The sequence below is a fragment of the Streptomyces sp. NPDC058335 genome, assembly GCF_042723915.1.
Taxonomy (GTDB): domain Bacteria; phylum Actinomycetota; class Actinomycetes; order Streptomycetales; family Streptomycetaceae; genus Streptomyces.
The window spans coordinates 65,288-88,803 of sequence record NZ_JBHXHX010000031.1 but is presented as its reverse complement, the minus strand read 5'-3'; the positions used below and the strand labels follow the sequence as shown (position 1 = coordinate 88,803).

The following is a 23,516-nucleotide window of genomic DNA, read 5'->3' as shown; positions in this document are numbered from 1 at the left end:
GGGCCGCGGCCGCCGCTCCAGCACCCCGGAGCGGCGGCCGCGGCCTTGCACCCATGTGATCCGGGACCTCATGTGATCCGGGACCTCATCTGATCCGGGAATGGATCAGCAGCGCGGAACGGCCGTCCCGTCGATCAACGTGTCCAGCAATTCCCCGAGCACCGCCCGCTCCACGTCCGTCAGGGGGGCCAGGATCTCCCGCGCCGCCGACCGACGCGCCCGGTGCAGTTCGTGGAGCGTGGTGCGGCCCTCGTCGGTCAGCTCGATCCGGATCACCCGGCGGTTGGTCGGGTCCGGGACCCGGCGTACCTTGGCGTTCGCCTCGAGCCCGTCGACCAGCGTGGTCACCGCCCGCGGCACGACCTCCAGCCGCGCGGCGAGGTCCGCCATCCGAGGCGGCTCGCTGAAGTGGGCGAGGGTGCGCAGCAGGCGGGACTGAGCGGGCGTGATGCCCAGGTCCGACAGCTCCAGATGGTGCTTCTGGATGCGGTGCACCCGACGGGTGAACCGCAGCAGCTGCTCGGCGAGCGCGCCGTCGGGATCGGGGGTGGTCATGCGGGAACAATATCAGGACGTCGTTCATTGTGAGTATAGGTAACAATGAGCTACGCTCCCTCAGTCCCGCCCGTCCGACCTCCCGTAGGAGCCCATGCACCCCGACAAACCAGACTCCTGGACCCCGTCCGGCGACGCCGAGGAACCGCCCCGGCAGGTGCGCCGCATCCTGAAACTCTTCCGCCCCTACCGCGGCCGGCTCGCGGTCGTCGGCCTGCTCGTCGCCGCCTCCTCGCTCGTCTCGGTCGCCACGCCGTTCCTGCTGAAGGAGACCCTCGACGTCGCCATCCCGGAGGGCCGCACCGGCCTGCTGAGCCTGCTCGCGCTCGGCATGATCCTCAGCGCCGTCCTCGCCGGAGTCTTCGGCGTCCTCCAGACGCTGATCTCCACGACGGTCGGCCAGCGGGTGATGCACGACCTGCGCACCGCCGTCTTCGGCCGCCTCCAGAGCATGTCGCTCGCGTTCTTCACGCGCACGCGTACCGGCGAGGTGCAGTCCCGCATCGCCAACGACATCGGCGGCATGCAGGCGACCGTCACCTCCACCGCCACCTCCCTGGTCTCCAACTTCACCAGCGTCGTCGCCACGATCGTCGCGATGATCGCCCTCGACTGGCGGCTCACCGTCGTCTCGCTGCTCCTGCTGCCGGTCTTCGTGTGGATCAGCCGCCGCGTCGGAAACGAGCGGCGGAAGATCACCACCCAGCGGCAGAAGCAGATGGCCGGAATGGCGGCCACGGTCACCGAATCGCTCTCGGTGAGCGGCATCCTGCTAGGCCGCACGATGGGCCGCGCCGACTCCCTCACGACCTCCTTCTCCGACGAGTCCGAGCGCCTCGTCGACCTCGAAGTGAGATCGAGCATGGCCGGCCGCTGGCGCATGTCCGTCATAGGGATCGTCATGTCGGCCATGCCGGCAGTCATCTACTGGACCGCGGGCGTGACCCTCCAGCTCGGCGGCCCCGGCGCCTCCCTGGGCACGATCGTGGCCTTCGTCTCGCTCCAGCAGGGCCTGTTCCGCCCGGCCGTCAGCCTCCTGTCGACCGGCGTCCAGATCCAGACCTCCCTCGCGCTCTTCCAGCGCATCTTCGAGTACCTCGACCTCCCCGTCGACATCACCGAGCGGCCGGACCCGGTCCACCTCGACAAGATCAAGGGCGAGGTCCGCTTCGAGGACGTGGAGTTCCGCTACGGCGGCGACGACACGGTCGCCCCCGTCCTCACCGGCATCGACGTGACCGTCCCGGCCGGCAGCAGCCTCGCCGTCGTCGGACCGACCGGCGCCGGCAAATCCACCCTGGGCTACCTCGTGCCGCGGCTGTACGACGTGACCGGCGGCCGGGTCACCCTCGACGGGGTCGACGTCCGGGACCTCGACTTCGACACCCTCGCGCGCGCGGTCGGCGTCGTCTCGCAGGAGACGTACCTCTTCCATTCCTCGATCGCCGACAACCTGCGCTTCGCCAAGCCGGACGCCACCGACGAGGAGCTGTACGCGGCGGCGCGCGCGGCCCAGATCCACGACCACATCGCCGCCCTGCCCGACGGCTACGACACGGTCGTCGGTGAGCGCGGGCACCGTTTCTCCGGTGGTGAGAAGCAGCGCCTGGCCATCGCCCGCACCATCCTGCGCGACCCGCCGGTGCTGATCCTCGACGAGGCGACCAGCGCCCTGGACACCCGGACCGAACACGCCGTCCAGGAGGCCATCGACGCGCTCTCGGCCAACCGCACCACGCTCACCATCGCCCATCGGCTGTCCACCATTCGGAGTGCCGACCAGATCGTGGTCCTGGACTCGGGCCGGCTGGCCGAACGTGGCACGCACGTGGAGCTGTTGGAGCGAGGCGGGCGGTATGCGGAGCTGGTGCGCAGGGACGCCCGACTGGAGCCGACAAGATGACCATATGCAGGGGATGCCGGGTTTGTGATGATATGCGGGTTACCGTGCCCGCATGCAGATGAACACTCCGCCACGGAACGCGATTCGACTGACGCGCCGGGGCCGTCTCGTCCTCATCGCGACCGGAGCCGTCGTGGCCGGCACCGCTGTGGCGGTGCCGCTGCTGAGCATGGACAGCCCCCAGGAGAAGAAGCCGACGACGCTGGTGATCCCGGAGGGCTGGCGCGCGAGCCAGATCTACGAGGCCGTCGACAGGGCCCTCGCCCTGCCGGCCGGCACCACCAGGAAGGCGTTGCCGAAGGCCGGTCTGAAGCTGCCGCCCGATGCCGAGGGCAACCCGGAGGGCTACCTCTTCCCGGCGACGTATCCGCTCGACGGGAAACCGACACCGCAGGCGCTGCTGACCCGGATGGTCGACACCGCCAACAAGAGGTTCAACGGCGCACCGATCGCCGCCGGGGCCCAGCGCAACGCGATGAACGTCTACCAGGCCGTCACCGTCGCCAGCATCGTCCAGGCCGAGGCCGCCACCAAGGCCGACATGGGCAAGGTGGCCCGCGTCGTCTTCAACCGTCTGGAACGCGGCATGCCGTTGCAGATGGACTCCACCATCAACTACGCGCTGAACCGCTCCACACTCAGGACCAGCACGGCGGACACCCGAGTGGACAGCCCCTACAACTCCTACCAGCGCATGGGACTGCCCCCGACGCCGATCGACAACCCCGGCGAGGAGGCCCTGCGCGCCGCGATCACCCCGACGCCGGGCGACTGGCTGTTCTTCGTCACGGTCAAGCCGGGCGACACGCGCTTCACCGCCAGCTACGAGGAACACCAGCGCAATGTCGCCGAGTTCAACAGGATCCAGCAGAGGGCCCAGGCCTCGCAGAGTCCGTCGAAGGCCCGCTGAGCCGACGGCACGTCAGGCGGCGACCGGCTCCCCGGCCCGCTCGGCGAGCAGCCGCCTGATGTCCCGTACGGCCGCGCGCCCCGCCCGGTTGGCACCGATGGTGCTCGCGGAGGGGCCGTAGCCGACGAGGTGCACACGCGGGTCGGCGACCGCGCGCGTGCCCTCGACGCGGATACCGCCGCCCGGCTCGCGCAGCCGCAGCGGCGCCAGGTGGTCCACGGCGGGCCGGAAACCGGTCGCCCACAGGATGACGTCGGCGGACACTCGCCGGCCGTCCTTCCATTCCACGCCGTCCGGGGTGATCCGGTCGAACATCGGCAGCCGGTCGAGCACCCCGTCCGTGAGTCCCTGCCGGATCGCGTCGTTGAGCGGCAGGCCCGTCACCGAGACGACGCTCTTCGGCGGCAGCCCCTGCCGTACTCGCTCCTCCACGAGCGCGACCGCCGCGCGGCCCGCGTCCTCGTCGAAGGGGCCCTCGCGGAAGACGGGCGGGCGTCGCGTCACCCAGGTGGTGGCGGCCGCGTACGGGGCCAGCTCCAGCAGGTGCTGCGTTCCCGACGCCCCGCCGCCCACCACGACCACCCGCAGCCCGGCGAACGCCTCGGGCCCCGGATACCGCGCGGTGTGGAACTGCCGGCCGCGGAAGGTCTCCTGCCCGGGATAGCGCGGCCAGAACGGCCGGTCCCAGGTGCCGGTGGCGTTGATCAGCGCCTTCGTGGCCCACGTACCGTCGGAGCTGTCGACGAGCAGCCGCCCGCCCGCCCCCTCGCGCACCGCCCTCACATCGACCGGCCGCCGAACCCGCAGGTCGAAGGCGCGCTCGTAGTCCGTGAAGTACTCGGCGATCACCTCGGAGGAGGGCCGCGCCGGGTCCGCGCCCGTCAGTTCCCTACCGGGCAGCGCGTGCATCCCGTGCACCTTGCCGTACGTCAGTGACGGCCAGCGGAACTGCCAGGCGCCGCCCGGACCGGGGGAGTGGTCGAGCACCACGAAGTCGCGCTCCGGTTCGAAGCCGGTGCGCCGCAGGTGGTAGGCCGCGGCCAGACCCGCCTGACCGGCCCCGATGACGGCGACCTCGACCTCACGCATATCGTTCACGTTTGAACCAACAGCGCCGAGGTCGTGGATCTTCCCGGCGGGCCGACGACGAGACGACCGCGTCGACCTCGGCGGGAATGGGTCAGGATGGTGGCATGTCAGATGCGTTCACCACCCGGGTACTGCACATCGCCTCCGGCGCGGAGGAGAGGGTCGTCGACCTCACCCGTGACTGCGAGGCCTTCCTGCGGGAGGCGGCGGCCGGCCGCGACGGCCTGCTGAACGTCTTCGTCCCGCACGCCACGGCAGGCATCGCGATCATCGAGACCGGTGCCGGAAGCGACGACGACCTCCTCACAGCCCTGCACACCCTGCTCCCCGCCGACGACCGCTGGCAGCACCGCCACGGCAGCCCCGGCCACGGCCGCGACCACGTCCTGCCGGCGTTCGTCCCGCCCCACGCCACCCTGCCGGTGGTGGACGGCACCCTGCGGCTGGGGACCTGGCAGTCGGTGTGCCTCGTGGACACCAACCGCGACAACCCCGAGCGCCAGGTGCGGTTGTCCTTCCTCGGCTGAACGGGGTGGGCGTTACGTCGCCCGGCGTGACTCACACCTCGTGCGGCGCGAAGAGTTCCAGGTGGCCGCAGGTCCGGCAGCGGTGGGCGTCGATCTGGAACCGAGGCCGGCCCCAGCGCTTGGCACCGCCCATGACCCCGCGCTGGAGCGGCCCCGGGATCCACCGCGCGTATCCCCGCGAGTGGTCGCCGGAGTCCTCGACGAACCCCGGCTCCAGGTCGAAACCCTGGCATTGCGAGCACCTGATCTCCATACCCGCACTGTAGAAGCAGTACGGGCAGGGACGGGCGGGGTTCGGCGGCGTCGAGCCGACGAACTCCGGGCGGTGGCGGCGCCGGTGGGCCCTTCTGCGAAGATCCCGCCCATGGATCGCACGCTCGCCCTCGCCGGACTCGACGACCGCCCCTGGCCGGAACTGCACCACGCCTACGGAAGCGCGGAGGACCTCCCCGCCGTCCTGCGCTCCCTCGCGGGCGACGATCCGGAGACCGCGGCCGGGGCCCTGGACGAGCTGTACGGCAGCATCCTGCACCAGGGCACGGTCTACGCGGCGACCGCCGAGGCGGTGCCGTTCCTCGCGCGCCTCGCGGCGGCCGGACACCGCAGCGCCGATCTCCTCGTCCTGCTCGGCGGCATCGCCGAGAGCACCGACGAGCACGGGGTGGCACCGGGCGCCTGCCGTGCGGCGGTGGCCGGACAACTCCCGTGCGTCCTCGGCCTCACGGGCGCCGGGGAGGCACCGGTGCGGCAGGCCGCCGTATGGGCGGCCGGGCACACGGCCGCCCCCGCCGAGGCATGGACCGCGCTGCTGGGACGGTGGGAAGAGGAAACCGACGACGCGGTCCGGGCGGAGCTGGTGACCGCGCTGGTCCGGCTCGACCCGGCACGCGGCGCCCCGACGGCCCTGGCCGCTCTCGCGCCGGACGGTCCGGCCCGCCTGCGCGTCACCGCCGTCCTCGCCTGCCTGGCGGCGGGTCTGCCGTGGGACGACCGACAGCACGACGCCGTACTCGCCGCGCTGCCCGCCGAGGGCCTGGTCTCCGCGTTCGAGGAGTGCGAACCCCTCCAGGCCGTGGCCGGCGGGCTGCTCCGGCGCGACACGGCCGACGAACGGGAGGCCGCCCTCGCACTGCTGGAGGCCGCTCTGCGCATCCCGGCGCCGGACGTACGCGCCGAAGCCGTATGGGCGGCGGACCACGCGTGCATGGTGTCCCGGTCCGCGCCCGCGCGGCTGCTGCCCGCACTGCTCCCACTGCTCGACGAACCGGAGCCACCGCACGGCGTGGTGTCCCTGCTCGACAAGGTCGCGGAGCAGGCCGGCGCCGGCGCCCCCGCACTGGCCCGGCTCGCCGCGGGGAACGGAGACCTCGCCGACCGGGCCCTCGCCGCGCTCGTGACCGCCGCCCCCGCCCTGGCGGCCCCGCTGCTCGCCGAGCGGCTGCCCGAACGTCCCCTGGCCCTCGCCGCGGCCTCCGGAGCCCGCGCACACGGTACGGCCGTCAGCGCCCCGTTCCCCTACGACGCCGCACTGCTCGACGCGGTCCGACGGCGCCTCGCCGACCCGGAGTCGAAGGGTAACGAGCCCATCCACCTCGCCCTGCTTCTCGCCTCCTGGGGACAGCGCGCCGCCCCCGCCGTCCCCGAACTCCTCGACGCGCTGCCGAGGATCCCGCTCGCCGGCCCCACCGCACTCACGGCGGTCTGCCCGGCCGACGGCGAGCCCCGGACCCGTTCGGCGGAACACCTGCGCGCGGCCGCCCTGCACGGTCCCGACGAGGGACGCCTGTCCGCGGCGCGCGCCCTGCACGACCTGACCGGCGAGCCCGGACCGCTGCTCGCCGCGATACGGGCCGAGCTGACCGGCGCGGGGCGGCGCCTGCGCGAGGCCGCCCGGCTCGTCACCGTCCTCGGGGAGGCCGCCGGGGAACTCGTGCCCGCGATACGCGCCGCCCTGGCGGATCGGCCCGAAGGCCGGTCGATCCCCCGGCTCGACGCCGACGCGGAACTCGCCGCCGCACTCTGGGACATCACCGGCGACGCCGCGACGGCGGTCCCCGTACTCGACGCCGTCATCAGAGCCGACCGCGGCCCTTGGACCCGGTGGACGGCCCTGCGGACGGCGCGCCTCGCCACCCGGCTGGCATCCGCGGCCCGGCCGTTGCGCCCGGCGCTGGAGGAACTCCTCGGCACACCACTGCACGCACCGGCCGCCGTCCTCGCGCTGCTGGCCGCGCTCCCCGAGGAGGAACTGTGCGGTCCGCTGGAGCGCACCGTCCTCGCCGGGCAGGTCCTGGACGCGGCGGAGAGCGGCGTCGACGCCGACAGCGCGTTCGAGGCACTGTCGGCGCTGGGCCGTGCCGCACTGACCGACGAGCACCTGCACCGCATCGAGCGCCTGGCCCGGGGCGACCGGCGGGTGGTGACCGGCGGGATCGAGAACCAGATCATCCGCGCCGACGAGCAACTGGCCACCCGGGCCCGCGAAACGCTGAAGAGGCTCACTGGGCCGACTGGGCAGGTGGGGCAGGTGGCGCCGGCACCTGTCCGGGGCTGACGCACCGGACGATCATCACCGCACGCACCGGACGATCATCACCGCACACCGTCCGACCGTCACCGTTCACCCCACCGACAGGAGCCCGCTGTTGTCCTCGCTTCATGAATTCGCCACCTGGGAGCCCGTGCTGAGGCTGGTCCGGGCCAGTAACGCGGAGGACCTGGCCGCTCCGGGCGGGTACGTGGCCGGACAGATCGGACCCTACGGATGGAGCCTGCCCATCCAGCGTGGCTTCCCCATGCCCGGAGAGGCCGCCCAGCGCGACGACATGCGGGCCGAGTTCGACGCCGTGCAGCGCGTGCAGAGCGCGCTCACGGAGGCCGGCGTCGACAGCATCCCGTTCACGGCTGAGATCGCGCCGACCGGGCGGACCGTGCTCCGCCTGCTCAACCCGAGTACCGCGGTGGAGCCCGGCGTCGGAGGCCCGCACCCCAGCTCGCTCGTGCTGGTCGAGGGCGCCGTCCCCGCGCCCTGGCGCCGCCTCCCCGATCCGGTGCCCGGCGCGGTGCCGGCCCCGTCGGCGGACCCGGCACTGCTGGAGCGGACGCTCCGTGAGCGGCTCCCCGACGGCGTCGGTGCCACCGACGCGGACCTCGCCGCCGCGGAGACGCGCCTGGGCGTCACCCTGCCCGAGGAACTCAGGGCGCTCTACCGGGTGACACGGGGGCGGTGGCAGGACTGGGGCGGGGACCAGGAGGTGACGGAACGCGTCGTCCAGGCGGTCGGCTGTGAACTCTTCTCCCTGGACGACGTGTACATCGCCGACCCGGCGTCCCGCACGTCACCGTGGCGGTACGGGGCGATGGAAGCGGTCGTCACCCGGCCGGACGCCACCGTGCAGGGAGTGGTCGGCTCGGCCGGCTGGATCGTCTTCGCCGACACCGGTGGCGGCGACCGGATAGCCGTCGACCTCACCCCCGGTCCGTGCGGCCACATCGGGCAGATCATCGTCCTCAGCCACGAGGAGAGCATCGGCGCCGACCTGGTCGCCGACTCCCTCACCGACCTGGTACTGAGGCGGCGCAGCGACGAGCGCGGCAGGTCACGCCGGGACAAGCAGCCGGCCGTGGCCCGGGTCAACCGCGCCGCCCTGGACAGCGTCGAGGCCGCCGTCCACCCCGAGCTGGAGGTCCTGAGCATCGGCGTGTGGGAGGGGAAACCGCTCAGCCTCGCCCCGGTCACCGGGCTGCCCCGGCTGCGCACGCTCACCGCCTACCCCGGTACGCTCGCCGACCCGCTGGAGATCGCCGAGCTGACCGGGTTGGAGTTCCTGGACCTGGGGCCGGAGGACTGGCGTGTCCTCCTCGACGCCGGAGCCGTACCGCGCGGCCTGGCGGCCGCCTCCATCGAGGTGCACGGGCAGCGGCATCCCCTTCCCCGTCGTGGACCTCGCCAACGAGATCCTCGCCCTGTGGGACCGGCCGCTGATCACCGTCTCCGTCATCGAGGGCGACCTCGGCCCGTCGGCGTAGCGGTACGTCGGGTCAGCAGGCGACGGCCAGGACGGGCCGGGTGAGGGCGGACGGTACGACCGCGGTCGGCACGGCCGCTCCGCTCTCGGGGCCCGAGGCCGCTCCGCTCTCCCAGCTCCCGGCCGCTCCGCCCTGCGCGCCCGCGCCCGCGGCCGTTCCCTTCCGGGTGCCGTCCGCGAACACGAACAGCCGCAGCACCAGAAAGCGTCCCGTGCCCGCTAGGGCGGCGGCGCCCAGGTAGACGACCTGCTGCGTGACCAGGCCGGGGGACGGCTGGACCGCGTACAGCACGAACATCGCGGCGCAGGTGACCCCGTAGGCGGCCGTGGCCGAACCGGCGGACTGGAGGTGCCTGCGCCACCCGGCGCGTCGACCGGTGCCGAAGGTGAAGAGGGCGTGCAATTCGGTGCACACCAGCGTCGAGGCCAGGGTGATCACCGCGTTCGCCAGGGCCCACGGCATCAGCGTGGCCAGCAGCGGGACGGCGGCGCCGGAGAGGAGCCCCACCCCGCCGCCGCAGACCACGAACCGGACGAAGGAGGCGAGCGGGCCGGGCGTCGCCGACGGAGCCGCGGCCACCGCGGGCCGCTCACCGGTCGCGCCGTCCGTGCGCAGCGGCTGGTGCACGGGCTGCGGCTTCGGCCTCGGCAGGACGGGCGACGTCATCGCGGATACCTTCCGGGTGGGACTCGGGGCGTCGGGCCTCGGGACTCGGCCTCTGGGACTGGGTTCACGGCAGCGGCTGCCGGGCTTCGGTCGAGCTGCAACCGGGCTTCGGTTCCGCCGTGTTGAACGATGCCGTGTTCCGCTCCCGGGAACGAGGGAGCGGCCCACCGAACCGGAGGTAGGGGTAGCTCCACCAAGGAGGTGGGGCCGGCAGGCCGGGCCGCGCTTCCGAGCGCCTCCGCAGCGCCCTTACGGACGCCCTCGCGCGGGCGCCCGCACCGGCCCCCCAACCCGCAGGGACGCCCTCGCGCGGACGCCCGCACCGGCCCTCCGACCTCACGGACGCCCCGCCGACCTTGTGGGCCGCCTCACCGATGTCCCCCCGAAGGCACCGAGCCGATCTCCACCACCCGGGCCCACGCGGGTGGCGTGTCCGGCACGTAGTCGGGGTTGTCCTCGTCCCACGACCCTTCCGTCCCGCCTCTCCTGGGAAACAGCCCGACCACGGTCCGGCACGGCGGTCGCGAGGTGGGCCAAGGCGTCTGACCGTCCGTCAGGACGACGATGGCGTCGGGTCGCGGCGGCGACCGGAGCGCCTTGGCGAAGCCCGTGCGCAGATCCGTACCGCCACCGCCCATCAGGGGGATGCCCTCGCCCTGGCACAGCGGGTGCACGATCCGGGCGGCCGCGTCGCACGGCAGTACCGTGACCAGGTCGCGTCGGCCGCCCACGGCGCGGGCGATCGCGGCCACTTCGAGGATGGCGCTGCCCAGTTCGGCGTCGCTGACCGACCCCGAGGTGTCGATGATCACCGAGACGTGGGGCGGTCTGCGCCGCAGGCTGGGCAGGACGACACCGGGCACACCGGCCGAGCGCCGCGACGGCCTGCCGTAGGTGTAGTCCTCCCCGACGCCGGGACCGGAGGCCGCGGAGCGGACCGCCGCGCCCAGCAACTCCCGCCACGGCTGCGGCGGATGGAACGCCTCCTCCGCCCACCGCTGCCACCGCTTCGGGGCGCGCCCGGGGTGGCCGACGATGCCCTGCGCGACGCGGAACCGGACGGCGTCCCGCTGTTGCCCGCTCAGACCGTTCGCGCCGTCGGGGCCGAGGTCCCACTCCCGGTCGAGTCCGTCGGCCCCGCTGCCGCAGTCCAGCCAGGCCATCTCCTGCGTGCGCGGCCCGAGCCGGAACTGACGCAGGTAGTCCTCCATCAGTTCGCCCTGGGACAGCCCCAGGGACTGTGGCCGGACGGCTCCCTCGGGCTGCAGCAGCCCGTCGCCGAAGGCGTCGTCGTTGATCTCCATGTCCGCGGCGATGTTCATCCGCAGCCGCTCCCCGGGGCCGGTCAGGCCGCGTTGGCGGGCGACCCGGTCGCTGCGGCCGTGGTGGTCGCGCAGCAGGTGGGAGACCTCGTGCACCCAGACGCCGGCCAGTTCCTCCACCGGCGTCCGGTCGACGAACGACGGCGAGACGTAGCACCGCCAGTGCTGGTCGACGGCCATCGTCGGGACGTTCCGCGACTCCACGGTGTGCAGGGCGAACAGGGCCGTCGCCAGGTAGGGACGGGCCCGCGCGGCGTGCAGCCGGGCGGCGAAGAGCTTGTCGAGGTCCAGGGTCCCCGTGGTGTCCTGGTTCATCGGCGGGCCCCCGTCGGGACGGAGCGGGCCGCCGCCCGGTCCGCCCTGCGGGACAGGGACACCACCCCGGCGAGTCGCTCGATCGTCGCCGGAACGTCCCAGTCGGCCTGGCGCAGCGAGGCCAGGGTGGTCGCGGGCACGACCACCAGGTCCGGCGGCCCGGTCTCCACGGCCCGGACAAGCAGCGTCCACGCCGCGTCCCAGCGGGACCTGTCCGGGCGCTTGCGGACCGCGTCCACCGCCCCGTCGAGCACCGCCTGGCGCAGATCCCCGCGTTCGGGCAGGTCGATCCCCGTCGGGTCGGCGAGGACGGCCTCGGGGTCCGGGAGATCCATCCGGTCCAGACCGGCCAGCATCTCCAGCCCCGGACCGTCCCCGACGGTCCCCCTGACCAGCAGGGACAGCACGTCCCGCGAGGAGCCTGCCGCCGTGGCGAAGGCGATCAGGGTCAGCGTCATGTCCCAGCTCCGTGGCGACGGCCAGGCACCGCCCCGGCGGGCCTCGCCGCTGGGCAGTCGGTGCACGAGCGTGGGGCGGGCGGTCAGCAGCCCGCACACCGCGCGCCGGGCGAAGTCCACGGCCTGCGGCACCTTGTCGGGGTCGAGCCGGGGCAGCGTGGCCCGGGGCCAGGTCCCGCCGAGGCCGCGTACGACGACGTCGTGGTCGTGGGTCCACTGGAGATGGACGAACCGGTTGGCGAGCGGCGGGCTCAGTTCCCAGCCGTCGGCCGCGGAGGACCGCGGGTTGGCGGCGGCCACGATGCGGACGCCCGGCGGCAGTTGCAGGGCACCGATCCTGCGCTCGAGCACGAGTCGGAGCAGGGCGGCCTGCACGGCGGGCGGCGCGGTGGACAGTTCGTCCAGGAACAGCAGCCCGCGACCGGCCCGCACCAGTCGCACCGCCCAGTCCGGCGGCGCCATCGGAACCCCGTGCACGGCCGGATCGTCGCCTACGACGGGCAGGCCCGAGAAGTCGGACGGCTCGTGCACGCTGGCGATCACCGTGGTCAGCGGCAGGTCCAGGGACTCGGCGAGCTGGGTCAGGGCCGCGGTCTTGCCGATCCCCGGCTCGCCCCACAGCAGTACGGGCAGATCGGCGGCCACGGCCAGGGTCAGGGCCTCCAGCTGTGTGTCGGGCCGCGGTTCGGTCGTCGTATCACGCAGTACGGCCAACAGCCCACCGGCCACGTCGAGTTGGGAGACGGGGCAGGAGTCGTTGGCGGGGGCAGCGGTGCGAGTGGGCATGTGTGATCACCTTGGGTTCGTGGTGCGACGAGTGAGGGCAGGGCCGGAAGCCCTGGCAGACGGAGTGGGTCGTGACCTTCAGCGGGAGGTGCCGTGTCGTGGGCGCGAGCGGCCCGCCCGGGGGCGGCGGGCGCCCTCGGGGCGGGCGCGGCCGGATCCGATCAGACCAGCCCGGTACAGCCCGTACGTGATCCGTTGCCGCGCGGCCGCCTCCAGGGCGTCCCGCAGCGCGCCGTCGCGCAGCAGCGCGCCGGGACCCAGCAGGCCCTCGACGACGGCCAGCGCACCGGCGATGTCACCGTGGACCAGGCGTTCGCGGACGCCGGTGAGACAGTCCGGGTGACGGTGGGCCTCGTCGATGGCCTGGAGGCACGGGAGCGGGGTGCCGGTCAGTGCGACCAGCAACTCCTCCCGTCGGATCTCGTCCGGGGCGTGGTCCAGCGGGGCCAGCACCCCGTCGACCAGGCCGATACGGTGCCGGGCTCCCCGGCACTCGACGAGGCGCGGCTGTCCCGCCGGGTCCGGCGGACGGGACGGACCGGCCGGCACGTGCCCCGGCACCAGCGCCGAGGCCACCAACGGATGCAGCCGATCGACGTCGATCGCGCCGGCGCGGATCAGCTCCAGGTCGGGCGGCACCCAGGTCGCCGCATCGGGCAGGACGGGCAGTTCGGACGCGGCACCGGAGACTTCGTGCAGGACGGGCCACGCGGACGTCGACCCGCCGACCTCGGGCGGGACGGGCCGTTCGGACGCGGCACCGGAGACTTCGTGCAGGACGGGCCACGCGGACGTCGGCCCGGACACCTCGTGCCCGACGGGCAGTTCGCATGTCGACCCGGACACCTCGTGCCGGACGGGCCACGCGGGCGCCGAACCGGCGACATCGGTCAGGCCCGGAAACGCGGGCGCCGACCCGGAGATCTCAGGCACGACGCCCGACGCGGGCGCCGAAGCCGCCGCGTCACCCCGTACGTCCAGCACCAGCCGGTGCCGCCCCCCGCACCGCACCAGGACCGGCCCGGCGGGCCGTCGCTCGGCGCGCAGCAGAATCTCCGCCTCGGCCGCCCATCGGCCGACGGCACAGCGGTACCCGTCCGGGACCGCCGCCGGCACGGCGGGGTGACCGTCGGCGGCCGGTCCGTCGGCCCCCGACCGGACGCGCAGGTCGTCGGCACGCCCCGCATCCCACAGATGGCGGTGCAGGTCGAAGCGGAACCGGCGGCTGGGACGGGGATGCGGATGGCGGCAGACGTCGGCGCCGTAGTCCGCGCCGGAGCCGTCCCACAGCGTGAGGCTGATCCGCTGACCGGCGTCCGCCCAGGCCGGCGGTGTCCGCACGACGAGGTGCACCGGGCTCACGCCGTCCCGCCCCGAGGAGTCGTAGCGGGCCAGAGTGAGGGTCAGCCCCGGGCGGAGCAGCCCGTCGGGAGCGATCCTCGGCATGTGCCAGCGCAGCAGGTCGGGGGCCAGGCACCGGAGGTCGGCCCGGACCCGGGCCGCAAGCTCCGGGTGATGGCTACGGGCCACGGAGCGCAGATTGAGATCGACGTCGAAGCCTGCGGCGGCGCACGCCCCCGCCCAGTCACCGGCGAGGCGGCGGGCGGTCGCAGTCTCGATCATGGAGGGCGGCACGGCGAACTCGCGCACGCGCAGCCAGAAGGAAAGGCGGGAATCCCCGATCGCGGGTGGGGTGAGCATCAGCTCTCACCTTGCGCGGTGGGGTCCCCCAATCTGTCAGCAGAGTGAGTTGTCATCGCGGTGATCGTAGCGTTCACCCACCCGGCTGTGCCAGGTGCTTTTCGCCGAGCCCGTCGGCGCACCCTGAGCGGCCCGCGCAGGCCCCAGCGTCGCCGGCCCGCCGCGCTGCCATTGCGGCCCCGCACGACCGGGCCGACCGTGGAGGCACATGGCGCGTGGCGAGGAGGACGGGCGATGACGCACGGTGGTGGCGCGGCGGACGCCGAACGACGGCGGCTCGCGCAGGCCGACGACAAGGTGGCACCCTGGCGGCGCTGGGGCCCGTACCGGGCGAGCGGCAGTGGGGGACCGTACGGGAGGACTGGTCACCGGCCCGTGCACGGCGCACAGCCCAAGTTCGCCAGGGACCCGCACCGGAAGGACCTCCTCCTCTTCTACGCGTACTTCCACGGTGACAACGGCGCGGGGCTCGGCGCCTCCCACCAGACCGGCTGGACCGGGCTCGTCGCGGCCACCGCGACCCTGTTCCACAGCCTCAGCTCCGACGACTGGCACCGCGGTGGACGGGAGTCCCTCAAACCGGTGCGCCAACGCGAGGAACCGCTGCCATGACGGTGATCCACGAGATCAACACCCGCGTCTGGCTCACGGAGTTGAGCGAGCGATACGGTCGCCGCGTCACCCTGGGCGAGGTGCCCGGCGAGGTCTGGGACGGGATGGCCCTGCCCGGCATCGACACCATCTGGCTGATGGGCGTCTGGGAGCGCAGCCCGGCCGGTCTGGCGATCGCGCTGCGCGACGACACCCTGCTCGCGTCGTTCCGGGCGGCCCTGCCCGACCTCACCGAGACGGACATCGCCGGGTCCCCGTACTGCGTACGGAACTACGTCGTCGACGCGGCCCTCGGCGGACCCGACGGACTGGCCGCCGCCCGCGCCCGACTGGCGGACCGCGGACTGCGGTTGATCCTCGACTTCGTGCCCAACCACGTGGCCCCCGACCATCCCTGGCTCGCCACGCACCCGGCCCGGCTGATCCAGGGCACCGCCGACGACCTGTCCCGCGCACCGGGGGCCTACATCGAGACCGGCGGGCGGATCTACGCCCGTGGCCGCGACCCGTACTTCCCGCCGTGGCCCGACGTCGTCCAGCTCAACGCCTTCGGCGACGGCCTGCGCCGGGCGACCGTGGACACGCTGGTCTCCATCGGCGAGCAGGCGGACGGCGTGCGCTGCGACATGGCGATGCTGATGATGAACGACATCTTCGCCAGAACCTGGGGCGAGGCCGCGGGACCGGTTCCCGCCGAGGACTTCTGGCCGTACGTCGTCCCGCGCGTCCGCGCCCGCCATCCGGACCTGCTGCTGGTCGCCGAGGTGTACTGGGGACTCGAACACGCCCTCCAGCAGCAGGGGTTCGACCACTGCTACGACAAGCGGCTGTACGACCGTCTGCTCCACGAGGACGCCGACGCCGTCCGCGCCCATCTGCGGGCCGACCTCACCCACCAGCGCGGCCTCGTCCGCTTCCTGGAGAACCACGACGAACCCCGGGCCGCCGCAGCCCTGCCGGGCGAGCGGGGACGGGCCGCGGCCCTCACCGTCGCCACCCTGCCCGGCGCGACGCTCTGGCACGAGGGCCAGTTCGAGGGCCGCCGGGTCCGCCCGCCGGTCTTCCTCTCCCGCCGGCCGACCGAACCGGCCGACGAGGCACTGCGCGACTTCTACGGCCGGCTGCTGCGGGCCGCCAAGGCCGTACGCCGGGGCGAGTGGCGGCCGTCGACGCCGACCGGCCGGCCGGACAACGACAGCCACCGCGCGCTGCTCAGCTGGACCTGGACCCACCCGGACGCCCGCCACCTGGTCGTCGTCAACCACTCCGACCGCCCGGCCCGGGCACGGCTGCCCCTCCCCTGGGACGACCTGCGAGGCCGCACGCTCCGCCTGACCGACCTGCTCACCTCACGGACGTACGACCGCGAGGGCGACGAACTGGCCGACCAGGGACTGTTCGTGGACCTCGGGCCCTGGCACGGGCATCTGTTCCAGGTGTCCTGACGGGGAACAGGCTCAGCCCATGGTCTTCGCGCCGTCCAGGGACTCGCGGATGATGTCGGCGTGCCCCGCGTGCTGCGAGGTCTCGGCGATCACGTGCAGCAGCACCCGGCGGGCCGACCACTGCTTGCCCGGCGCGAACCACGGCGCCGCCGGCAGCGGGTGCGCCGCGTCGAGATCGGGCAGGGACGCGACCAGCTCGTCGGTTCGGCGAGCCACCTCGGCGTAGTTCTCCAGCACCTCCGCCAGCGTCTCGCCCGGCAGCATCCGGAACTCGTCGGCCCGCCGCGCGAAGTCGTCCTCCGTCATGTTCTCGAAGTCGCCCATCGCCGACGGGCCGTCCACGATGAACGAGACCCAGTTCCGCTCGACCGAGGTGACGTGCTTGATCAGGCCGCCGAGACACAGCTCGCTGGCCGTGGTCCGCAGCCCGGCCTGCTCGTCGGTCAGGCCGTTGGTGGTGAAGCGCAGGAAGTCGCGGTGCTTGGCCAGGGTCTCCAGCAGGTCGGCGCGCTCCCCGGTGAGGGCCGGGGCGAGGGTGGCGGGGTTGTTCTGGGACATGGTGGGTCTCCGTCTCCGTGGGGTGTGTTCCGCGTTCGTGGACCACGTTAGGAGGGATACAGGCCAGGTCCTGACCTAAAGGAGCGGGGAACCCCGGCGGCCGTCACACCGGAATCGATCGCCCTCACGCCGGAACCGCGCTCACCCCCCAAGCCTGCGCGCACAGCGCCCGCTCGACCCCGCCGGTGTACACCGCCGCCGCCAGCCACGCGCCCGCGAAACGGCCCGAGTCGGACGGCAGGAGCCGCCCGAACGCGTCACGCGCGCGGTCCGCCGCGGCGGCGTGCAGCCCGTCGAGGAGGTCCCCCGCCGTGCCGAGCCCCACGCGGCGCAACCGGGCCCCGTCGCCCGCCGCGCTCCCCGGGAAGGCCAGCACACGGCGGCCTCCCGACACGGCCTGGTGGACCCGTCGGCGCAACAGATGCAGCGGCGCCTCGTCCACGACCGGAGCCGAAGCGGCGGCCGGCGTCTTCACCGCGGGCAGGTCGGCGTGCTGGAGCCGGTCGAGACCCAGGTCCACCCGGGCGGCCGGGTCGCTCGGGTGCTCGGCGGCCAGCAGCAGCGCGCGGGGGAGCGGTCCGGGTGCCAGCCGGGCGACGACCCGCAGCCCGCTGCCCCCGGCCGCCGCCAGCAGACGCAGATTGTCGCGGTACGGCAGGGCGGGAGCGTCGTGCGCCGTGGCCAGCCGCAGCGGCAGACCCGCACAGTCGGCCAGCAGACAGTCACCCGTCGCCTCCCGGACCGTGCCCATGAGCGTCACGTCGAGGAACAGCAGGTCATGACCGCCATCGAGAGCCCGAGCCACTTGGTCGGCGACGGGTACGGCCCACAGCCGGTCGAGCGGCTCGCCGCGCCATGCGGCGCCGGACGCACGCACCGCCCGCACCCCGGCCCCCGCGCCGAGGCGCCCCGTGGGCGAGACGGTGGCGCCCGACACGGCGAGGCCCGCGCGCGCCAGTTCACGGTGCGTCAGGGACGTGTCGCCGATCCGCACGGCACGGTCGGCGGCGTCGGTCGCGCGGCCGGGGCCGCCGGGTGCCACGTCGGACACCGTGTAGAGCCGGCCCTCGGCGTCGGCGGTCCAGGTGACCGCACCCGCGTACCCGGTGGCCGTGAGCACCGGCTCGGAGAACAGGCCGTACAGCCGCAGGGAGCCGTCCGGGCGGTACGGCTGCCGTGCCGTGCCGCGCAGTCGGGCCAGGTCGGCACCCGTGGCGTGGGGGAGACGGTGGGCCACGCCCAGAGCGCCACCGAGTGCGTCCGCGAGGTCGGCGAGACGGTACGCCGGGTCGGCGGAGCGGGCCGCGCGCACCCCGGTGACCACGGAGACCGCCGCGGCCGAGGCCCGGGGGAGACCCGCGAGGCGTGCGGTGTGCGCGGCGCGCAGCAGCTCGGCCTGGAGCACGGCGCCGGCCCCGTCCGTGCCGGCCTCCAGGACGGCGGCCGCCGCGGCGAACACCGCACGGGCGGCGGCGCGTTCCTCGGGTCCGGCGGTCTCGGCCTCCTCCTGTTCCTGCTGTGCCTGGCGTGCCTCCTGTGCCTTCCGAGGCGGTTCCGTCGCGTCGTCGGCCACCGGTGCGGCCGAGGCGGCGGCCGCGCGGTGCAGGCAGTCCGGCGCCAGAAGGCACCCGCAGCGGATGGCGTCCGCGCTGGTCACCGTCCCGCCGGGGGCATGCAGTTCGAGGTCGGTGTCGTCGTCGACGGCGATCCGCACCGTGTCGCCGTCACGCACCGCCGGTCGGGCCGCGAGCTTGGCGATCCCCGCGTCCAGCCTTTTGCGGAGCCGGGGAGACAGCGCCCCGACCAGCTCGGCGGTGACGGACGGGGAGACCGGAGGCAGCCCCGGGCCGGGGCTGTCCGGGGTCAGGCCCGGAGTCAGGTGATCCGGAGGCAGGTCCGGGCTCATGCGATCTTCTCCCCTACCCAGCGGGCGAGTTCGAGCGGACTGAGGGCGGCCACGGGCATGCCCGCGGCGACGAGCTGACCGGCGACGCCCGTGGAGTAGCGGGGCCGTCCCGTGTCGTCGAGGCTCGCGCAGCCCAGGACGTGACAGCCCGCCCCGACGAGTGCGCGGACCTCGGCGAGGAGCCCGCCGAGCGGGTAGCCCTCCTCGAAGTCGCTGACGACCACGACGAGGGTGCGCGAGGGCACCGTGACCAGCTCGCGGGCGTGCCGCAGGCCCGCCGCGATGTGCGTGCCGCCGCCCACGCTGACCTCCAGCAGCAGCGACAGCGGGTCCTCGACGTGCCCGGTGAGGTCGATGACCTCGGTGGAGAAGGCCAGGAAGTGCGTGGACAGGGTCGGCACCCCGGCCAGTACGGACGCCGTGAGCGCGGCCCAGACCGTGGACGCCTCCATGGACCCCGACACGTCCGTGACCAGGATCAGCCGCCAGTCGGCGGACCGCCGCGCGCGCGTGCGGAACACCGGGTGTTCGGGGATGACCTGGATCGTGCCGTCGGGGGCACGGCGCGCGGTCGCCAGGTTGGCGCGCAGTGTGCGGGGCAGGTCGAGGCCGCCGCCCGGACGTCTGCTGGGGCGCGGCAGGGCCGTGCCGTGCAGGGCGGGCCGCAGCCGGGTGGCGAGTTCGCGGGTCAGGGCCTCGACCAGCCGCCGGACCAGCGGACGCAGTGCCGCCAGCCGGGCCTCGGGCAGGCCGCCCGCGTGGCGCAGCACCGTGCGCAGCAGGTCGACGGAGGGGCGCACGCTGTCCGCGTCCAGCTCGGCGAGCACGTCCTTGCGGCCCGACGCGGCGGCCACCGCCAGCACCTCCTCCCGGATACCCGGACCGAACAGCACCGCCAGTTCCTCCGACCACTCCCGCACGCCGGGATACGGCACCTCCCGGCCGCCGCCCGAGCCCGGCCCGGTCAGATCGCCTCGGCTGCCCTCCCCGCGTCCGCTGCCGTACAGCTCGTCCAGCGCGGTCGCCAACAAGGCGGCGGAAGAGGGGAGTTGGTCCTTCCGGCGGCCCAGGACGAGCCGCCAGCGATCTCCGGGGGCGAGCAGGCCGCCCTCGGCCCGGGGTGCCGCCGTCCCGCCCTCGGCCGCGGACCCGGCATCCGCCGGGGCCGGCGCGGGCAGCAGTCCCAGCGTCCGCAGGGTCTCGCGCGCGGCGAGGTCCGCCCGCGTCCAGGCGGCGAGCGCGGCCGGGTCGACACCGCCGGTGTCCGCGATGTGCGCCACGTCGAGGCGCTCCTCGACGGCCGCCAGCAGGCGGTCGCGGGCGGCGGGGCTGAGGGCGTCGAAGCCGCCGCGCAGCGCCGGGAGCCGGTCGAGGAACTCCCGGTCGGGCAGGTCCGAGACCCGGTCGAGCAGGGGCTCCAGCGCGGGCGCCGCGGCCTCCAGCAGAGGGCCGGCGGCGGTCAGCAGCCCGCCGAGCCGCGCGGTGAGCGCGGCCCGCGAGTCCGGGTCGACGGCCGCGTCGACCCAGGAGGCCACCCGGTCCCCGAACACCCGCGGGTCCTCCTGCCCGAGCAGCACGCGTACGGCCCCGGCGGCGCCGCGCATCAGCGGGGAGCCGTCGGCGGCCAGCCGGGCGAGGGCGTCGGTGAGCCGGATGCCACCCAACACGTCGGCGCGGTGGGCCAGTTCGAGCAGGGCGTGGGCGTCTTCCAGGTCCTCGGAGCCGGTCAGGCCGTCCACCTGGCGCACCGCCGCCGACGTGAGCAGCTCGGCCACGCCCACCGCCCGCGCGGTACGGTTCTCGTCGTCACCGAGACCGGGGATGTGACCGGCCCGCAGCCGGTCCAGCAGGGCCAGTCCGGCCAGCAGTTCGGGCAGAGTGCCGGCGAGGGGGAGTGCCTCGGCGATGTCGGCGAGCCGTTCGTCCGCGAGCGCGGTCAGACCGCACTCGGCGGCCCCCGCCAGCCCGTCGAGAGCCTGCGCGGCCGTCGGCCCGCCCTCGTCCCCCTCCAGGCGTCGCCGCTCGCGCAACACGCCTTCGGCGGCCTGGGCGGAGGTGACCCCGCGCACGCCGGCGGCGGTGAGCATGGCCGCCGTCGCGGGTGTCCAGCGCACCTCCCAGCGCGAGGTGACCGCCTCGGCACCGCCCGCGCCGACGACCTCCTTGGCCTCCCCGTACGGCACCCCGCACACCGTCAGCCGGCGCAGCAGCAGCTCGCGGCGCCGGTCGAGGTCGGACCGCAGCGGGTCCAGACGCAGATCCCGCGCCGCACCGGGCACCCCGTCCTCCGGTCCGGGCAGGCCCAGTTCCGCCACCTCGGCCTCCACCGCGGGGGCCAGACCGCAGCGCGGCGCGTCCGGTGCGGGCCGCCCGGTGCGGGTACCGACGAGCACCCGCTCCATCGCCCGCGCCACGGCCCGCCCCCGCCCGTACGGCTCACCCTGCGTCAGTACCGTCTGCACGGCCTCGACCAGCTCACCCCGGCCCGCCGCGGGCAGCCCGCGCAGCCGGGCCAGATCGGAGGCGAGCCGGACGATCTCCCGCGCGTCGGCGGGCCCCGACGGATGACCGAGGCTCCGCAGCTCGGCACAGACGCGGACGGCCGCCCGCGTCAGCGCCTCCTCCAGCGCCTCCGGATCGCCCGCCGCGCGCAGGACCATGTCCTGCCACTCCGGGTCCCGGATGCCCGCCGGATAGCCGGACCGCTCGTCCAGCAGGGCGTAGGTGTAGGGGATGAGGGACGTGGTCCAGGCGGGGCCGTTGGCGTCGGCGGCCTCCCCGGCCTGTTCAGTCCCCTGCGCCTGCTGCCCCGTCAGCGCCGGGGCGTGAAAGGCCCCGACCACCACGGCGGCACGCTCCCCGCCCGCGGTGGCCTCAGCGAGCCGCGCCCGCATCCACCGCTCCCGCCGCAGATCCAGCTCGGGCACGCCGCCCGCCGCGGCCGCGTCCTCGCGCAGCGCCCAGCCGGTGAGCAGGGCGGCCCGGCGCAGGGCCTCCGGCGGGGAGCCCGGCGCGGTGGCCTCGACGAGCCGGTCCCACAGGTCGTCCCCGGAACGGCCGCTCAGACCGGCCCGCAGCGCGGCGGCCAGCCCCGGCCCGCCGACACCCGGCGCCGGAGCGGCGGTCCGCCCCTCGCCCCACGCCCGGTCGGCGAGCGGCAGATCGCAGGCGATCACCGGTACGCCCCGCAGGCCCGCCCAGCGCACGGCGGCCAGCTCGGGGGAGAAGTCCGCGAACGGATAGAACGCCGGTCCCGCGCCGCCGCTCCCGTCACCGGGGGCGGCGGCGAGCGCGACCGGGGCCCGCGTCTCCGCGTGCCCGAGCCACGGCAGCCACTCCTGCATCTCGGCCGGCAGCTCGACGAGCAGCACGTCCGGCTTCGCCTCGTCCAGCAGCGCGGGCATCGCCGCGGCCAGCGACGGCGCGTGATGCCGTACGCCGACGAGGTAGGGCGCCGCCGGGCCGGTCAGGGCGGCGAGAGCCTCGTCGGGTGAGCCCGGACCGAGGCGGGGGCCGGCCGCGACCGGCGTGAGGCGGGGGGAGAGGGACACGGCCGTCAGCCCTCCAGGACCGTACGGAGGTCCCACAGGGTGCGCCAGGTGGCGGAGCCCTGTTCCGCGCGGCGGCGGACGGGACCGTCCCAGTAGCCGCGCAGCCGGGCCGCGTCGGCGGGGTCGTCCTTGCGGACCACGCCCAGGAGGTGCCCCGGCAGCAGGCCGAGCACGTCACGGTCCCCCGGGAAGTAGGCCGCCGCGAGAGCCAGGGCTCCCGCCACGGAGACGGCCTCGGCGGTGCTCATCACCGTGGACGGCCGCTCCACCTCCCAGCCCTCGGCCGACCGGCCCTCGCGCAGATCCCGGAAGGCCGTCACCAGGGCTTCCAGCACCGCGTCGTCGACATGGAACGGCGCCCCGGCCCGCTCCACCGACGCCCGCGCCTGGCTGCGCACCAGCGCCGTCTCGGCGTCGAGGTCCGGGATGGGGCCGACCGTCTCGAAGTTGAAGCGGCGCTTGAGGGCCGCGGACATCTCGGAGACGCCCTTGTCGCGCAGGTTGGCCGTGGCGATGAGGTTGAAACCGGGCGCCGCGTGCGCCAACGCGTCCTCCGAGCCCGCCAGTTCGGGTACGGCGATACGCCGCTCGGAGAGCAACGACACCAGCGAGTCCTGCACCTCGGGCAGACAGCGGGTGACCTCCTCGACCCGCGCGATGCCGCCCCGGCGCATGGCGGTCAGCACCGGCGAGGGCACCAGCGCCTGCCGACTAGGCCCCTGCGCCAGCAACAGGGCGTAGTTCCAGCCGTACTTGAGCTGGTCCTCCGTGGTGCCCGCCGTGCCCTGCACGACCAGGCCGCTGGTGCCGCACACGGCGGCCGACAGCAGCTCCGACAGCATGGACTTGGCGGTGCCGGGCTCGCCGACGAGCAGCAGACCGCGCTCGCCCGCGAGGGTCACCACGCACCGCTCGACCAGGGCCCGGTCACCCACGAACTTGCCCTCGATCACGAGCCGGCGCGGCACCCCGTCGGCCGCCCCGGCACCGTCGGGCAGCTTCAGGGCCCGCCCGTCGCTGCCCATGACGAACGTGACGACCGCGCGCGGGGTCAGCCGCCACGCGGGCGGACGCGGCCCGTCGTCGTACGCGGCGAGGAAGGCCAGCTCGGTGGCGTGCAGATCCTCGCGCGGCACGATCTGGCGGGCCGGGGCGGGGGACAGGGCGGTGGTCATCGGCGCGT

General features: G+C 74.6%; 17 protein-coding genes and 1 pseudogene. 7 read left to right on the top strand and 11 right to left on the bottom strand.

Annotation, left to right across the window (positions count from 1 at the left end; genetic code table 11):
* Positions 1–105: 105 nt before the first annotated feature.
* Positions 106–555: a MarR family winged helix-turn-helix transcriptional regulator gene (locus ACFWJX_RS38475; RefSeq protein ID WP_383251406.1), complete on the bottom strand. Its 450-nt coding sequence runs from the start codon at positions 553–555 to the stop codon at positions 106–108.
* 94 nt (positions 556–649) lie between these two features.
* On the opposite strand from ACFWJX_RS38475, the gene ACFWJX_RS38470 reads away from it, so the two are divergent.
* On the top strand, positions 650–2,458 hold the full coding sequence (locus ACFWJX_RS38470) for an ABC transporter ATP-binding protein (protein ID WP_383251404.1): 1,809 nt from the start codon (positions 650–652) through the stop codon (positions 2,456–2,458).
* 52 nt (positions 2,459–2,510) lie between these two features.
* Entirely contained in the window at positions 2,511–3,368 is an 858-nt protein-coding gene (gene mltG, locus ACFWJX_RS38465) for an endolytic transglycosylase MltG (RefSeq protein WP_383251402.1), read from the top strand.
* Between the two features lie 12 nt (positions 3,369–3,380).
* Here the strand turns inward: mltG and ACFWJX_RS38460 are convergent, their stop codons facing one another.
* On the bottom strand, positions 3,381–4,466 hold the full coding sequence (locus ACFWJX_RS38460; protein ID WP_383251399.1) for an NAD(P)-binding domain-containing protein: 1,086 nt from the start codon (positions 4,464–4,466) through the stop codon (positions 3,381–3,383).
* Between the two features lie 95 nt (positions 4,467–4,561).
* Here ACFWJX_RS38460 and ACFWJX_RS38455 point away from each other — a divergent pair, with 95 nt between their 5' ends.
* A complete protein-coding gene (locus ACFWJX_RS38455) occupies positions 4,562–4,984 on the top strand; it encodes a YjbQ family protein (RefSeq protein WP_383251397.1) in 423 nt (140 codons plus the stop codon).
* A 31-nt stretch (positions 4,985–5,015) separates the two neighbouring features.
* Here the strand turns inward: ACFWJX_RS38455 and ACFWJX_RS38450 are convergent, their stop codons facing one another.
* Positions 5,016–5,237 carry a hypothetical protein gene (locus ACFWJX_RS38450; protein WP_383251396.1) on the bottom strand — a complete coding sequence of 74 codons (222 nt, stop codon included), beginning with the start codon at positions 5,235–5,237 and terminating at the stop codon, positions 5,016–5,018.
* A gap of 111 nt (positions 5,238–5,348) precedes the next feature.
* Here ACFWJX_RS38450 and ACFWJX_RS38445 point away from each other — a divergent pair, with 111 nt between their 5' ends.
* Both ACFWJX_RS38445 and ACFWJX_RS38440 read left to right on the top strand, forming a co-directional pair.
* A complete protein-coding gene (locus ACFWJX_RS38445) occupies positions 5,349–7,538 on the top strand; it encodes a hypothetical protein (protein WP_383251394.1) in 2,190 nt (729 codons plus the stop codon).
* Between the two features lie 91 nt (positions 7,539–7,629).
* Positions 7,630–9,013 (top strand): annotated as a pseudogene (locus ACFWJX_RS38440) (SMI1/KNR4 family protein).
* A gap of 12 nt (positions 9,014–9,025) precedes the next feature.
* Here ACFWJX_RS38440 and ACFWJX_RS38435 read toward each other — a convergent pair.
* The 4 genes from ACFWJX_RS38435 to ACFWJX_RS38420 all read right to left on the bottom strand — a co-directional run bounded on the left by ACFWJX_RS38435 (position 9,026) and on the right by ACFWJX_RS38420 (position 14,261).
* Positions 9,026–9,592: a GtrA family protein gene (locus tag ACFWJX_RS38435; protein WP_383251420.1), complete on the bottom strand. Its 567-nt coding sequence runs from the start codon at positions 9,590–9,592 to the stop codon at positions 9,026–9,028.
* A 455-nt stretch (positions 9,593–10,047) separates the two neighbouring features.
* Positions 10,048–11,316: a VWA-like domain-containing protein gene (locus ACFWJX_RS38430; RefSeq protein ID WP_383251392.1), complete on the bottom strand. Its 1,269-nt coding sequence runs from the start codon at positions 11,314–11,316 to the stop codon at positions 10,048–10,050.
* Positions 11,313–12,560 carry an AAA family ATPase gene (locus ACFWJX_RS38425; RefSeq protein ID WP_383251390.1) on the bottom strand — a complete coding sequence of 416 codons (1,248 nt, stop codon included), beginning with the start codon at positions 12,558–12,560 and terminating at the stop codon, positions 11,313–11,315. Before ACFWJX_RS38425 ends, ACFWJX_RS38430 begins: the two co-directional genes overlap by 4 nt.
* Positions 12,561–12,638: 78 nt before the next feature.
* Positions 12,639–14,261: a hypothetical protein gene (locus ACFWJX_RS38420; protein WP_383251388.1), complete on the bottom strand. Its 1,623-nt coding sequence runs from the start codon at positions 14,259–14,261 to the stop codon at positions 12,639–12,641.
* 234 nt (positions 14,262–14,495) lie between these two features.
* Between ACFWJX_RS38420 and ACFWJX_RS38415 the strand changes: the two genes are divergently transcribed.
* Entirely contained in the window at positions 14,496–14,873 is a 378-nt protein-coding gene (locus tag ACFWJX_RS38415; protein ID WP_383251386.1) for a hypothetical protein, read from the top strand.
* On the top strand, positions 14,870–16,318 hold the full coding sequence (locus tag ACFWJX_RS38410; protein WP_383251384.1) for an alpha-amylase: 1,449 nt from the start codon (positions 14,870–14,872) through the stop codon (positions 16,316–16,318). Before ACFWJX_RS38415 ends, ACFWJX_RS38410 begins: the two co-directional genes overlap by 4 nt.
* A gap of 12 nt (positions 16,319–16,330) precedes the next feature.
* Here ACFWJX_RS38410 and ACFWJX_RS38405 read toward each other — a convergent pair whose 3' ends face one another.
* From ACFWJX_RS38405 to ACFWJX_RS38390, 4 genes are all read right to left on the bottom strand, one after another.
* Positions 16,331–16,876: a DinB family protein gene (locus tag ACFWJX_RS38405; RefSeq protein ID WP_383251382.1), complete on the bottom strand. Its 546-nt coding sequence runs from the start codon at positions 16,874–16,876 to the stop codon at positions 16,331–16,333.
* Positions 16,877–17,000: 124 nt separating this feature from the next.
* Complete coding sequence (locus tag ACFWJX_RS38400) at positions 17,001–18,782, bottom strand: hypothetical protein (protein ID WP_383251380.1); 1,782 nt, start codon at positions 18,780–18,782, stop codon at positions 17,001–17,003.
* On the bottom strand, positions 18,779–22,333 hold the full coding sequence (locus tag ACFWJX_RS38395; protein WP_383251378.1) for a DUF5682 family protein: 3,555 nt from the start codon (positions 22,331–22,333) through the stop codon (positions 18,779–18,781). The genes ACFWJX_RS38400 and ACFWJX_RS38395 overlap by 4 nt, the downstream gene beginning before the upstream one ends.
* Positions 22,334–22,338: 5 nt before the next feature.
* Positions 22,339–23,508, bottom strand: a complete 1,170-nt coding sequence (locus tag ACFWJX_RS38390) for an AAA family ATPase (RefSeq protein ID WP_383251418.1) — start codon at positions 23,506–23,508, stop codon at positions 22,339–22,341.
* Positions 23,509–23,516 lie beyond the last annotated feature (8 nt).

Coding starts and splice junctions, on each gene's coding strand:
- ACFWJX_RS38445 (WP_383251394.1), top strand. CDS start 5,349: ATGGATCGCACGCTCGCCCTCGCCGGACTCGACGACCGCCCCTGGCCG.
- ACFWJX_RS38475 (WP_383251406.1), bottom strand. CDS start 555: ATGACCACCCCCGATCCCGACGGCGCGCTCGCCGAGCAGCTGCTGCGG.
- ACFWJX_RS38390 (WP_383251418.1), bottom strand. CDS start 23,508: ATGACCACCGCCCTGTCCCCCGCCCCGGCCCGCCAGATCGTGCCGCGC.
- ACFWJX_RS38410 (WP_383251384.1), top strand. CDS start 14,870: ATGACGGTGATCCACGAGATCAACACCCGCGTCTGGCTCACGGAGTTG.
- ACFWJX_RS38455 (WP_383251397.1), top strand. CDS start 4,562: ATGTCAGATGCGTTCACCACCCGGGTACTGCACATCGCCTCCGGCGCG.
- ACFWJX_RS38425 (WP_383251390.1), bottom strand. CDS start 12,560: ATGCCCACTCGCACCGCTGCCCCCGCCAACGACTCCTGCCCCGTCTCC.
- mltG (WP_383251402.1), top strand. CDS start 2,511: ATGCAGATGAACACTCCGCCACGGAACGCGATTCGACTGACGCGCCGG.
- ACFWJX_RS38470 (WP_383251404.1), top strand. CDS start 650: ATGCACCCCGACAAACCAGACTCCTGGACCCCGTCCGGCGACGCCGAG.
- ACFWJX_RS38450 (WP_383251396.1), bottom strand. CDS start 5,237: ATGGAGATCAGGTGCTCGCAATGCCAGGGTTTCGACCTGGAGCCGGGG.
- ACFWJX_RS38420 (WP_383251388.1), bottom strand. CDS start 14,261: ATGCTCACCCCACCCGCGATCGGGGATTCCCGCCTTTCCTTCTGGCTG.
- ACFWJX_RS38400 (WP_383251380.1), bottom strand. CDS start 18,782: ATGAGCCCGGACCTGCCTCCGGATCACCTGACTCCGGGCCTGACCCCG.
- ACFWJX_RS38405 (WP_383251382.1), bottom strand. CDS start 16,876: ATGTCCCAGAACAACCCCGCCACCCTCGCCCCGGCCCTCACCGGGGAG.
- ACFWJX_RS38430 (WP_383251392.1), bottom strand. CDS start 11,316: ATGAACCAGGACACCACGGGGACCCTGGACCTCGACAAGCTCTTCGCC.
- ACFWJX_RS38415 (WP_383251386.1), top strand. CDS start 14,496: ATGACGCACGGTGGTGGCGCGGCGGACGCCGAACGACGGCGGCTCGCG.